This window comes from Exiguobacterium sp. s64, assembly GCF_018618035.1.
GTDB classification, from domain to species: Bacteria; Bacillota; Bacilli; order Exiguobacteriales; family Exiguobacteriaceae; genus Exiguobacterium; species Exiguobacterium mexicanum_A.
In genome coordinates this window covers 224,940-237,314 of the sequence record NZ_JACSLH010000003.1, presented here as the reverse complement: position 1 = coordinate 237,314, position 12,375 = coordinate 224,940, and the positions used below count along the sequence as shown (strand labels likewise).

General features: G+C 53.2%; 14 protein-coding genes and 1 pseudogene. 4 read left to right on the top strand and 11 right to left on the bottom strand.

Annotation, left to right across the window (positions count from 1 at the left end):
* Window positions 1–112: 112 nt before the first annotated feature.
* The 4 genes from KNP64_RS07215 to KNP64_RS07200 all read right to left on the bottom strand — a co-directional run bounded on the left by KNP64_RS07215 (window position 113) and on the right by KNP64_RS07200 (window position 4,292).
* Window positions 113–1,312 carry an alpha-amylase family glycosyl hydrolase gene (locus KNP64_RS07215; RefSeq protein ID WP_214792343.1) on the bottom strand — a complete coding sequence of 400 codons (1,200 nt, stop codon included), beginning with the start codon at window positions 1,310–1,312 and terminating at the stop codon, window positions 113–115.
* A gap of 83 nt (window positions 1,313–1,395) precedes the next feature.
* Entirely contained in the window at window positions 1,396–2,319 is a 924-nt protein-coding gene (locus KNP64_RS07210; protein ID WP_214792341.1) for an LCP family glycopolymer transferase, read from the bottom strand.
* 103 nt (window positions 2,320–2,422) lie between these two features.
* Window positions 2,423–3,268, bottom strand: coding sequence for a YihY/virulence factor BrkB family protein (locus tag KNP64_RS07205; protein WP_214792340.1), 846 nt, complete (start codon window positions 3,266–3,268; stop codon window positions 2,423–2,425).
* 70 nt (window positions 3,269–3,338) lie between these two features.
* On the bottom strand, window positions 3,339–4,292 hold the full coding sequence (locus KNP64_RS07200; RefSeq protein ID WP_214792338.1) for an LCP family glycopolymer transferase: 954 nt from the start codon (window positions 4,290–4,292) through the stop codon (window positions 3,339–3,341).
* 434 nt (window positions 4,293–4,726) lie between these two features.
* Between KNP64_RS07200 and KNP64_RS07195 the strand changes: the two genes are divergently transcribed.
* From KNP64_RS07195 to KNP64_RS07185, 3 genes are all read left to right on the top strand, one after another.
* Window positions 4,727–4,939: a hypothetical protein gene (locus KNP64_RS07195; RefSeq protein WP_214754726.1), complete on the top strand. Its 213-nt coding sequence runs from the start codon at window positions 4,727–4,729 to the stop codon at window positions 4,937–4,939.
* A gap of 61 nt (window positions 4,940–5,000) precedes the next feature.
* Entirely contained in the window at window positions 5,001–5,882 is an 882-nt protein-coding gene (gene gnd / locus KNP64_RS07190; protein ID WP_214792336.1) for a phosphogluconate dehydrogenase (NAD(+)-dependent, decarboxylating), read from the top strand.
* A gap of 317 nt (window positions 5,883–6,199) precedes the next feature.
* Window positions 6,200–6,733: a hypothetical protein gene (locus KNP64_RS07185; RefSeq protein ID WP_214792333.1), complete on the top strand. Its 534-nt coding sequence runs from the start codon at window positions 6,200–6,202 to the stop codon at window positions 6,731–6,733.
* A gap of 31 nt (window positions 6,734–6,764) precedes the next feature.
* Here the strand turns inward: KNP64_RS07185 and KNP64_RS07180 are convergent, their stop codons facing one another.
* A complete protein-coding gene (locus KNP64_RS07180) occupies window positions 6,765–7,379 on the bottom strand; it encodes a flavodoxin family protein (RefSeq protein WP_214710794.1) in 615 nt (204 codons plus the stop codon).
* 271 nt (window positions 7,380–7,650) lie between these two features.
* On the opposite strand from KNP64_RS07180, the gene KNP64_RS07175 reads away from it, so the two are divergent.
* A complete protein-coding gene (locus KNP64_RS07175; RefSeq protein ID WP_214792331.1) occupies window positions 7,651–8,850 on the top strand; it encodes an MDR family MFS transporter in 1,200 nt (399 codons plus the stop codon).
* 6 nt (window positions 8,851–8,856) lie between these two features.
* On the opposite strand, the pseudogene KNP64_RS14975 reads toward KNP64_RS07175, so the two are convergent.
* From KNP64_RS14975 to KNP64_RS07150, 6 genes and pseudogenes are all read right to left on the bottom strand, one after another.
* Window positions 8,857–9,291 (bottom strand): annotated as a pseudogene (locus KNP64_RS14975) (glutamate synthase-related protein); the annotation flags it as partial.
* Window positions 9,245–9,445: a hypothetical protein gene (locus tag KNP64_RS14970; RefSeq protein ID WP_371815301.1), complete on the bottom strand. Its 201-nt coding sequence runs from the start codon at window positions 9,443–9,445 to the stop codon at window positions 9,245–9,247. The gene KNP64_RS14970 and the pseudogene KNP64_RS14975, both read right to left, overlap by 47 nt.
* A gap of 249 nt (window positions 9,446–9,694) precedes the next feature.
* Complete coding sequence (locus KNP64_RS07165; protein WP_214710790.1) at window positions 9,695–9,991, bottom strand: spore coat protein; 297 nt, start codon at window positions 9,989–9,991, stop codon at window positions 9,695–9,697.
* Window positions 9,992–10,004: 13 nt separating this feature from the next.
* Window positions 10,005–10,205 (bottom strand): spore coat protein, encoded by a 201-nt coding sequence (locus KNP64_RS07160; protein WP_214708958.1) that lies wholly within the window; start codon window positions 10,203–10,205, stop codon window positions 10,005–10,007.
* A gap of 14 nt (window positions 10,206–10,219) precedes the next feature.
* Window positions 10,220–10,606: a DUF2512 family protein gene (locus tag KNP64_RS07155; RefSeq protein WP_214792329.1), complete on the bottom strand. Its 387-nt coding sequence runs from the start codon at window positions 10,604–10,606 to the stop codon at window positions 10,220–10,222.
* A gap of 214 nt (window positions 10,607–10,820) precedes the next feature.
* Window positions 10,821–12,341 (bottom strand): FAD-dependent oxidoreductase, encoded by a 1,521-nt coding sequence (locus KNP64_RS07150; protein ID WP_214792328.1) that lies wholly within the window; start codon window positions 12,339–12,341, stop codon window positions 10,821–10,823.
* Window positions 12,342–12,375: the final 34 nt, after the last annotated feature.

The window sequence follows — 12,375 nt, the reverse complement described above, 5'->3', positions numbered from 1 at the left end:
CTTGGTGTATGTAGGATTTTGTCATGGAAATTCCTTCTATATCCATTCTCCTACCAAATGAATCATGAGTCAATACACCTAAATCACACAATTTAAATTTGAATCAAAAGTCCTATTCAGATTTCACCCAAACAAACCCATACGCATCGAGGTCAATCGTCTCGACCGGCTCACCTGTGAACAGGTTCGTCCCGCTCGTTTGCACCGTCACCGGCTCACTGCTGACGTTCGTATACAACATGAGCGTCTCTCCTTCACCTTTCCGCTCGACCGTGAAGATGCGCTTATCGGACGTATCGATCCGCTGCTCGGCATAAGGCGAGAACGCCGGATGTGTCCGTTTGACGTTCAATTGGCTGATGATGCCGGAGAACACTTGCAGGCGATATGGATCGGTTTTCAGCTCTTGGATGAGCGCGTCATGGTCGACCGGTGTCTGGACACCGAGCAACGTCCGATAATCGACGGTCGGTATGCCTTGGAGCGAGAACAAGATGCTGTGCGCTGCGAGAATCATGTCGACGCTCGGCTCAATCAAGTTTTTCTCGAACGGGTCACGTTCATGGATCGACAAGAAGTTGAAGTACGTCTTCCCTTCTCCTGGCGTCTCAATCCGGTTCGCCCAAGCGGACAACTTGTTGGCGTCGCCTTGCGCGAAGGCGAGCATCGTATGCGACGCGAGGTCGAAGTGACAGATGGCATCGGCGACGCTAATGTACGAGCCGAGCTCCTGGACGTCTCCTTCATAGGCGAGAATCAATTGGCCGTGCGGCTTATAGTGATGGAGCACCGCGTGCCATAGTTCGATGACGCGCTGGATGCTCTCCTCCGGCATACCTCGGAACGACTGCACATGGACACGCAGCTTCGTCGCGCCTTGGGCGAGCCGCTCGATGAAAGCGTCCGTCTCCTCGAGCAAATTGAACTGTAACTCGTTATAGACGTCGGGCTCGATGTCGTACATGAGCTCGAACTCATGCTTGAAACGTCCGAGGTCCTCGTATAACCGGATGCGCGGATTGATGGCCGTATCGGTCGGTTTCGCTTGATACGGGAACAGTGAGACGAGATATAAGTCGCTGATTGACGCCTGGACGTGTTCCTTCAACAGGTCATGGAGCGCGTCCAAGTCCGGGCTCCCGTTCGTCGTGACTTCATTTGCGTCGATCATGAGGACGCTTGTCTTTTCACTCACACTCTCCCCGTCATGCCAATGATGGCCGTCCCACTTGGCGAACAACTCTTGCCAGTCTTCCGATGTATGGGCGTCCTCTAATTGATTGATGATCGGTTCAACAGTTTCCCAAAGCATGTGATCCCTCCTCAGTGTCTCTTTATCACTCCCACCGATAAACGATTTTCAAACGCAAAAAAAGCCATCCCACAAGGAATGGCTTAGTTCATCAAGCGCTGCAGCTCAGTTTGGACATCAGCGAGCGAGGCTTCATTCGGATGCCAGTAATAGATGCCGTCGGACTCCAGACCGCCCGCTCCTTCGATGCGGAGCGTGCTGGCGTTACGGAACGCCTTCATATAGTCCGTCGATAATGCCACGAGCTCATTGAACTCGATGTTTGTCTTGGCCCGGTTGCCGGCGACGTCGAGCAGCTTCGTCACTTTGTCGACCGAGAAGTCGGAACGCCCCTTCTCGACGATGGCCGCGACGACGGCGCGTTGCCGCTCCTGCCGACCGAAGTCCCCGTTCGGATCGTCATAACGCATACGGGCGTATGACAACGCCGAGGCGCCGTTTAAATCGACCTGTCCGACCGGATACGAGTAGCCATCCGACGAGAACGCAAAGTTGTTCGTCACTGTGATGCCACCGAGCGCGTCGACGACCTCGGTGAACGCCTCCATGTCCGCCTCGACGACGTAGTCGATCGGGATATCCAAGAGCGCTTCCACCGAATCCATCGCCATCTCGGCTCCACCAAACGCGTAGGCGTGGTTAATCTTATCGTTCATGCCCTTCCCGACGATTTCCGTCTTCGTATCGCGTGGGATGCTGAGCATTGCCCCTTCGTCCGTCGTCGGGTTGAGCGTCATGACGATGATCGAGTCACTCCGTCCCTGCTCCCCGTCGCGGCGGTCAATCCCGAGCAGTAACACCGATACCGATTCTTTTTGCTCAATCGTCTCGACTTGTTTCCGTTCTTCGCTGATTTCCAAATTGTCGTTCACTTTCGTCACCGTCTCATTGACGTCCCGGTACATCGACCAGATGAACAACCCCCCGGCGACGAGGAAGACCGTCAGGACGCCGAGCGTAATCGCCAACACTTTTTTCCAGCGTGATTTTTTCTTATGTCTCGCCATGCGTGCACCTGCTTTCAAAATCGTTAGATATGGATATAATTCCCGCTTCACGTGTTGTATTATAGCACGTTGTCAAAAAATGCTAACCATATCTTTTCAATTTTCACGGGAAATGTGTCTGATAGCGAGCACGCCGCATGTGGTCGGGCCAGGCCGCGTTGATTTCGGCCCCAAGCAGCATCGTCGCCGCCGTCAAGTAGAGCCAGATTTGTAGCAGGATGACGATGCCGATCGTCCCATACGTATCACCAAATATCGAGAACTGGTCGACGTAGACGCTATAGCCCGTCGACAGCATCTGCCAGGAGATGACGGCAAAGACGGCACCTGGGAGCGTCTCGATGAAGCGGACGCGTTGCTGCGGGGCAATCTTATAGAACAGCGAGAACGCGAAGATGAGGATAACGGTCGACACCGTATACCGGGTGAGTGTCGCCAACCGGTCGAAGTCCTCGAGCCGCGGAAACCACGTATACATGAGCTCGACAAACTCACGGCCGAAGATATGAAACACGATCAAGATGACGGCACCGACGCTGAAGGCGATGAGCGTGAGCAAACCAATCAAACGACGGACGACGTAGCTCCGGGCCTCCGTCTCCCCGTAGGCGAACACGGTCAGTTTGACGAGACGGGCCGTCCCGTTCGACGCCGACCAGACGGCAATGATGGCCCCGATGGAGACAAGACCGGCGTTGATGTTGCCGCTGACGTCATAGACGATTGACAGCATGTCGCGCACGCTCGAACCCGGAATGAGAATCTCGATCTGTTCGATCAACAAGGCATCGTCGATTCCGAACCACGCCATGACGGCGAACAAGAGGACGAACGTCGGGAAGATGGCAAGAAACCAAAAGAACGCGAGCGTCGCGCTATAGTCGTTGATATGGTGGTCCTTGAACCGATGGCGGACGTCGATGACGAGACGGATCAGGCGGTCGAGCACGCGGGTCACTCCTTTTCTTCTTATTATCGCACATATTAAAACGCCTCATCCGATTGGATGAGGCGAAGCGTCACTGTTCCATCAATTGTCCGAGATACGACTTCACGTCTTCGAGTGAAGCGGCGTCCGGGTTCCAGTAATAGATGCCGTCGCTTTCTTTCCCGCCCGTTCCTTCGAGGCGAAGGACGTCCTGGTTTTTGAAAGCAGCCATGTAGTCGCTCGAGAGCGTCCGGATGTCTTTGAACGTCATGTTCGTCTTGGCGTTGTTGCCGAGCACGTCGAGCATGTTGTTGAATTTCGAGATCGAGAAGTCGTCTTTGCCTTTATTGACGAGCGCCGTGATGACGTCGCGTTGGCGCTCCTGGCGACCGAAGTCCCCGCTCGGGTCGTCATAACGCATGCGCGTATACGCGAGCGCCTCTGAACCGTTGAGCGTCAGTGCGCCCGGCTCGAACGTATGCTCACCTGACGTGAACGCCAAGTTGTTCGTCACGTTGACGCCGCCGAGCAGGTCGACCGTGTCTTGGAAGCCTTTCATGTCGACTTCAGCCACGTAATCAATCGGGATGTCGAGCAAGTTCTCGACCGTGTCGAGCGCCATCTCGGCCCCACCGAACGCGTAAGCATGGTTGATTTTATCAGACGTCTCTTTGCCGACGATTTCCGTCTTCGTGTCACGCGGGATGCTTAGCATCGCGCTTTGATCCGTGTTCGGGTTGAGCGTCATGACAATGATCGAGTCACTGCGACCTTGCTCGTCGGCACGACGATCGACACCGAGGAGAAGGACCGAGATCGGCTTCTTGTCCTTGATGGCTTCTGTCGTCATACGTTCTGGGCTAAGGCCCGTCGACTCATTCAACCGTTCGACGGTCGAATCGACTTGATTATATAGGTATGTAGCCACCCCGACTCCGATGAGCAGGAACAACCCTACTACGATTCCCGCAATCATCGCGATACGTTTGGCGGGCGAATTCTTTCTACGACGTTTCTTAACTCTCTTTTTCTTTTGCTCTTCCATGACATAACACCTTTCCTCGAACCCTTGAATGAAATAGACCAGGTTTTAGTTTATCACGCAACTTATTTCGACTCTATGTTTTTTTCTAAAAAAGGTAAATAATTGCTGAATGATGTCGAAATATTCATTCGTTTTTAAATATCGGATTTCCCTTATGAATAGTTTAGCCTTCTGCCAACATTCCTTTGTAAGAGTACCACGCCTTGGTATAGCTGAAACCGTCCTCACTTTTCACTCATATGTATAAGGTCCTGTTTTCGGAGTAGGACTTCTGCAATTTCATGTCAATATTTAGTCGAATGTGTGTTTTTTTAGGTCTGTTTCCTTATATTTAAAAAGCATCATAGGACAAATGGATGATTTTTTGTAATAATTGTATTGTTCGTATTAAAATTGTAAAAATAAATCCATTTAATGGTCGGAGGAATCGGCAGATGCGTTATGTCGTCACGTGTTTTTTAGAGAAAGATGAGCTTTGTTCATTTATCGTATATGGAGGTTCGATTCATGAGGCATCATCCACGTTCGAGAAGACGTTAAAGGTCGCGAGTCCTTTGAATGACTTCGTCAACTTGAGTGACGGGAAGCAAGTGAAGGTCGGGTCAATCCTCGCCTACCGCATCGATGAAGTGAAGCCCCTCTTTTGAAGTCCATCTATTTCGGGTAACCCTTATAAGGAAACCACTACAACGAACGGGGTGAACCGATATGGAATTAGGGATGATCGGACTTGGGAAGATGGGGTTGAACTTGGCGCTCAACTTGACGGACAGTGGACACCACGTGCTCGGCTACGACCCGGGCAACGTGTCGACGAGCCAGTTCGAGACAAAACATTCGCTCGAAGAAGTCGTCGAAGGGCTGAAGGCGCCGCGTGTCATCTGGGTGATGGTACCGGCGGGCGACGTGACCGAGCACGTCTTGAACGACCTGCATGCGTTGTTGTCTCCGGGGGATATCGTCATCGACGGCGGGAACTCGAACTATAAAGAGTCGATGCGACGGGCCGAGCAGTTCAAAGACAAGCTCATCTACTTCTTTGACGTCGGGACGAGTGGCGGCATGGAAGGGGCACGACACGGCGCCTGTACGATGATCGGTGGGGATTTGGAGGCGTTCGGCAAAATCGAGGAGTTGCTCGACGACGTGTCGACGGATAACGGCTACTTGTACGCCGGACCGAGTGGCAGTGGTCACTTCTTGAAGATGATCCATAACGGTATCGAGTACGGGATGATGCAGGCGATCGCCGAAGGGTTCGAGATTCTTGAGAAGAGCCCGTTCGAATACGACCACGAGCAAGTCGCCCGCGTCTGGAACCACGGCTCGGTCGTCCGCTCATGGCTGATGGAGCTGACCGAGAGCGCGTTCCATAAGGATGCGAAACTCGACGAGATTAAAGGGGTCATGCATGCCTCAGGAGAAGGAAAATGGACGGTCGAGACGGCGCTCGAGTACGGCGTGCCGGCTCCGGTCATCGCGATGTCGCTCATGATGCGGCAACGTTCGCTCGAAGAGGACACGTTCTCCGGGAAAGTCGTCGCCGCGCTGCGGAACGAGTTCGGCGGGCATGCGGTTGAGAAAAAATAGTGAGATCAAATTAGTACTCGCTCTGATCGTGAGCAAATCTCTTAAAGGCGCCTTCGAGCGTCTTTTTTTATGTTTGCATCGCTGATTGTAAAAAAAGATCTCAGTCCACGATTCGACTGAAATATTTCTGTTTTTTGCGCAATATTTTCTACTGTGGCAAATGTCTCTTTTATAATTTTCAAGGAAAATGTTACTACGAATGGAAAGTACAGCGATTAACGTCTTAAATATACTATAATCTGTAAAATTCTAACCTTTAAAACTAGCTTATGATGAAAGGAGCACCGTATCTTGTGTTGAACAAGGAGTGGAAAAACATGTTGAAACTTCATGAATATCCGTTAAACGTCTCGAAAAATCTACACAAAACCACAAGGGAAATCCTTTTTCGCCAACAGACGAACGATTGGCGAGATGTCGATTACACCTTCAATCGAATCGCCGACCAAGCGCTTCGCATCAGTGAACAAGATCATCGTTTCCAATTCGAAGGAGAGACGATGCTGTATGGACCGATGACCATACTCAAATTAACACGCACGTTCCCCGACGGTGGGGAGATCTCGTTCCAAATGATGTATCAACAGGAAGTAGACGAGGCTTTTTTTGTCATTCGAGTATTAGATGAAATAAGTCGTTTGAGAACAGCCTGGTTCCCGCCCGGCTTCCTGTGCGTCGGACCGCATTCTTATGAACATGTCCTCCGGTTCGAGCCTTGCTTAATCAACGAGAACTTTATCGAACACATTATCGATTACATGATGCGGCAGAAAACGTGGATGGAGAAACGAATCAAACTCTACGGAGAACCTGAACATCCAAGCGACACTCGTCCATTCTTCGGTGAATAAGCATCAAAAAAGGCAGCCGAGGCCGCCTTTCTCATTCCATTGTATTGCCTTCCGCCGGGATCGGCGTCTGCTTCAATAGGTTCGCGAAATGGTACAAGTTGTACGCCATGACGCGTCCATTCTTTTTCGTGAAGGCGTTGTCGCGCCCGGCATCGATGTACGAGTCACCCGGTCCGGCCTCACCGACCCAATATGCGTCGACGTTCGGTGGGACGGTGAAGCCGATATGTGACAGGCCATACAGGATCGAAGCACAGGCATGTTTCGCCCCGTCCTCATTCCCCGTCACGACGACACCGCCGACCTTGTTGTAGTAGATGGCCTGACCTTTGTCGTTCGTTAAGGCGCTGCCCCCATACAACCGCTCGATGACTTGCGTGGCGATGCTACTCTTCTCGCCGAGCCAAAGCGGTGTCCCGATGATGAGGATGTCGGCCGCCTTCACTTTCTCGAAGATCTGGGGCCATGCATCCCCGTCCCCTTCATCCTCGGTCACGCCGAACGCGACGTTGTAGTCGACGACACGGACGATCTCCGAGTCGACCCCGAGCTTATCGAAGTGCGGGATGATATCCTTCATCAATCCTTCCGTATGCGAGGTCGTGTCCCCGCCTTTCAACGAACAGTTCAAGAATAAGGCTTTCATCGAATCCCTCCTTAGATGATCAACAGTTAAGTGTTCCCGGTTTAACGAAGGGATATTCGTCATGTTATGTCAAAAACGACCCTTCATCTATGTGATGATGGGTCGTTTTAACAAGGTTAAACAAACATATGTTCGTTTTATGGTACAGCGCAAACAAGCGCCTATATATTCGCTTTTTCTATTTTTATCTTAGCAAATCCCGCAACATAAGTCTATTCTTTCTCGGTCCAACTCCCTACAGTAAAGATAGACTCTTGAAAGGAGCAAAACGATGGAATCATACCGCTGGGACCTCAACCTGAAGGTCCGCTTGTTCGGCGAAGGCCTGTTCAATCTGTTGTTTTGGATGTACTTCCCGTTCATCACCGTCTATTTTGCCCAAACGCTCGGCGTCGAGCTGGCCGGTCTACTCATGGCCGTACCACCGCTGTTTCTTCTAATCGGTAGCTTAATCGGCGGTTCGCTGGCTGACGAGATCGGACGCCGTCCCGTCATGCTCGTCGGGACGTTCGCGCAAGGGGTCTTATTCCTCGCGTTCGCCTTCTCGACGAACGCCTACGTCGACTATGTCACCTATATCGGCATCGGTTTCATGGGCGCGATCTATAAACCGGCCAGCTCGGCCATGGTCGCCGACCTCGTGCCAACCGAACATTTACGCGACGTGTTCGCGACGTTCATGGCGTCGAACAATATCGGCGCCGTGCTCGGTCCGATCCTCGGGGCGGTCCTCTTCTTCGAGCATCGCCAAGCGCTCCTATTAGGCTGTGCCTTCGTCCTGTTCGGATACGGAGTGCTGCTCGCGGCGCTCACCCGTGAGACACGGCCGGGCTCACCTGAGAAGACGGTCGCCAAAACATTCCGCACCCAAGGGCGTTCGTATGCGACGATTTTGCGCGATCCGTTGTTCCGCCTCTATTTGATTGCCGGCATATTCGCCTTGATCCCCATCATGCAACTCGACGTGTATGTACCGGTCTATTTGATTGAACAGGCCCCGGCCACGTTCGACGTCTCGAACACCGTCCTGTTCGGCTGGCTCGTCGCCTATAACGGGCTCTTGTTCGTCGTCTTCATCATTCCTGTCACGCGCGTGTTCCGAGCGTGGGACGAACGACGTGTCTTCCTTTTGTCGACGTTCCTCGCCGGCTTCGGGACGTTCCTCGTCGCCTTCTCGTCGAACATCTGGTATTTGCTCGTCGTCACGACCGTGTTCACGTTCGGCGAGTTGATCCGCTCTCCGGTCAGCCAAAGCTTCGTCAGCCGCTACGCCCCGACCGAATCACGCGGCCAATATCTCGCGGCCGATACGCTCCAAAACACGATCGGCAAGTTCCTTGCGCCGGTGACGGTACTCGTCTCAGGTTTCGTGTCCCCGCTCTCCGTCTTCACACTCATCTTGCTGTCGGCGCTCATCGGGATGGGACTGTATGCCAAACTGTTCCACCAGCTCACACAACAAGACGGATGACCGCGGTCATCCGTCTTTCGCCTGTCCATCGAATAATTCCTCGCCCCGCTTCACCCGACCGTCGGGATACTTGTAAGCGACATGCTCGAGCGACAGCTTCGTCGGTGTGTCGAGGCCGGCCGCGGCCGTCATGTTGTAGAGTCCTTCCCGGAGCGAGATGATGTAGTTCGTCACGCGTAAGCTCTTCTCGTCGACGACGAGGGCGTGCTGCAGTTTCGGTTCGGTCGTCGCCACGCCGACCGGGCATCGGTTCGTATGGCACACTTGCGCCTGGATACAGCCGACGTTGAACATGAGCCCACGGGCGATATTGATGCAGTCGGCCCCGAGTGCGAGCGCGACGGCAATTTTGTCTGCCGTGACGAGCTTGCCGGAGGCGAACAAGGTGATACGGTCACGAATCCCATATTGCAAGAGTAGTTGATGCACATACGGGAGCGCCGCCTTCGAAGTCCCGCTCCGAACCGAATCCGATGATGCGCGACTTATATTTTCCGGAAATCACAGCCGCCTTGTAGTCGTTCCGGGAGAACGGTTTCGACTCGTTGTCGTTCAAGAACAAGTATTGGGGCATCTCAGGTCCGACCTTCTCCAAGATGTAGCGCACCTTGTCGAGGATCGGGAAGTTCCGAAGGACGGAATGCTCGCGCTGGTGGCGGTCCTTCCGTCAGAGGTACAAGATGAACAGGAACGGGGCGGCAATCGTCGACACCATCAGGACGAGCACGATGGCGAGCATCGTCGTATTCACGGACATGAATGGTTCCTCCCTCACGTATAGTCCTTATCCGATACCACGGGTCCTTCCTGATGAAACGAAAAAAGCCGACGTTTCCGTCGGCCCTTACTTCTTGATCAATTCGTTCGCCTTGTCGACTTTCGCTTTGTCGTGCTTCAACTGCTTCTCGATATCATACGCCATGTACATGTCATTCTTGATCATATAGTCGGCGATCTCGGCATGGTCTTCGATCGCTTGGTTCAATTGTTTGATGAGCACTTTCCGGACCTCGGGTGACGCCGTCTCGGTCACGGCCACCGCATAGGCGCGGACGGCCGACTTCGCCGTGATGAGCAGATCGGTCGCAATCAATTCGTCCCGTTGTTTGCTAGCCCGTTTCAAGTTTTCCGTGATTCCCATCCGTCTCTCCTCCTTATGCCTTCTTCGGCAACAGTTGTTTCAGTTCACTGATCGCTTGCTCGGTGTTCTTCAAATGTTTGCGGGCGATCTTCTGCAACTTCTCGTCCTTGATGAGCGGTTCGCTCACGTATCCTTTGACGAGCCCCGCTTGCTTCAGCGTCAACATCTCATGAATCTCTAACACTTCATGGATGGCGAGTTTGTTTTTAGCCATGTCCGTTCCTCCTTTTAGCGTGTCGAATGAATGTGCGCTTCTTCGCGCTTATGCTTGAGCAACCAACCGTGGAACACGAACTCGACGACCGCGGTCACTAACGCCGTGTACAGCGCAAGCAATACGAAACTCGTCTCGGTCCCGATATCGAAGTCGAGAATCCACAGGAAGAACCACGTCAAGAAGAAGACGAGGCCGAAATCGGCCGCTGTCGCAATCAAGTTACCGAATTTCCGTAATACGAACATGTCGCCCACCCCATAGGCGATCAGTCCGACCGCTATCGAGATCCAAGCGGCGTGGTACCATGGGACATCGAACCCGAGCGTCAAAATCATGATGAACACGACGAGTAACGTCCCTAGTTTCAGACTCAGCGCTTTTCCATGATTCACTTGCATCGATGTTCCCCCTTTCCCCGTGATGGCGTTTGTACATGGACCCTCTTTCCGTTCCCATAACTATTCAAACGAAAAGTTTCACGGTCATTATCGGACGAACATGATGAGAGTCAAACCATCACAATGGAAAGGTGGACTGTTAAATGCTGGACCTCAAGTCGGCTTCGGTAATGACTTGATCTCATGATTTTCTAGAAATATTTACAAATTGATTTCATGCCTTGTCCGGAAGGTATTTGACGGCCGGTCCTTCAATGACTTCCCCGTTCGGTTTGAAACGCGAGCCGTGGCAAGGACAGTCCCACGACCGCTCGGCCTGGTTCCAGTTGACGGTACAGCCCATATGCGTACAGGCCGACCCGACCATCGAGACGTGGCCGTCGGGATTCCGGTAGGCAGCGACGTGTTCGCCATTATGTTTGACGATGGCACCTTCATCGAGCCCGAGCTCATCCACTCGTTTGTCCGTCGGCTTCAGTTTGCCTTTGACGAGTTCCTTGGCCACGTCGGCATTCGTCTTAATGAACCGGGCCGCGTCCGCGAGCTTCCATTTCGACCGAGTCGGGTCATATAGGTCCTCGTAGCGGTTCGGCTGGTTCAAAATCAAATCGACGATGAGACGGGCCGCCACGATGCCTTGGCTCATCCCCCATTTCGAGAAGCCGGTCGCGACAAACACATGCGGCGTATCGTTCGTCATCCGCCCGATGTACGGCACTTTGTCGAGCGTGATCAAATCTTGGGCCGACCAATGGTGGCTGAACGTCTCGGTACCGAAATGCCGTGTCCCGAAATCGCCGAGCTTCTCGTAACAGGCCAACGTCTCTTCCTTATGGCCCGTCAAATGGTTCTCGCCCCCGAACATGGCCATCTTCTTGCCATTGTCGAGTTTGACGTGCCGAAGCGAACGGCTCGGCTTGTCGACGCTGATGAACATGCCTTCCGGGAACATGTCGACCTCGGCCGAGACGACGTATGAACGCTCGACTTCCATCTTCGCGAAATAGAGGCCTTTGAAGTCGTTGAACGGGAAGTGGGTCGCGACGACGACGTCATGTGCCTCGATCGTGTGGCCCGTGATTGTATCAAGTCGGTTCGGCGTCCCATATTCGATGCCGGTCACCCGGGTCATCTCATAGAATGTCCCACCGAGCTCGAGGAACCGGTCCATCAGCCCTTGTAAGTATTTGACCGGATGGAGTTGGAGCTGGTCGCGCATGACGGTCGCCTTCTTGACGTCGTATGGCAACAGACCGTTCACTTCGTCCGTGGCGTCACCGCCGTCAATCCCGAGTTGTTCATACGCCTCTTCTTCTTTCTCGAGCAGTTTCGCCGAGCTCGACGAGGAGAGTGAATACATATAGGCGTGCTGGCGCTCGAGATCACAGTCGATGTTCAGTGTGTCGACTTGCTCCTCGAGGAAACGGAGCGCGTCCATGTTCGCCTCGTAATACAGTCGCGCCTTGTCTTCACCGAGCGATTTGACCAGTTCGGTGTAGACGACGCCGTGCTGGGCCGACACTTTCGCCGTCGTGTAACCAGTCGTGCCCGTCGCGAAACGGGCCGCTTCGACTAGAACAACCTGCTTGCCTTGCTCAACCAACTGCAGTGCGGCAAGTACGCCGACGATGCCAGCCCCGACCACGACGACCTCGGTCCGTACGTCTTCATTGAGCGGTTTCAGCGTCTTCACCTCGACGTCGCGCCAATACGATTTCGGAAAATCTTGTAACATACGTGTCCCTCCTCCAAGAAAATTCAACGGTTTC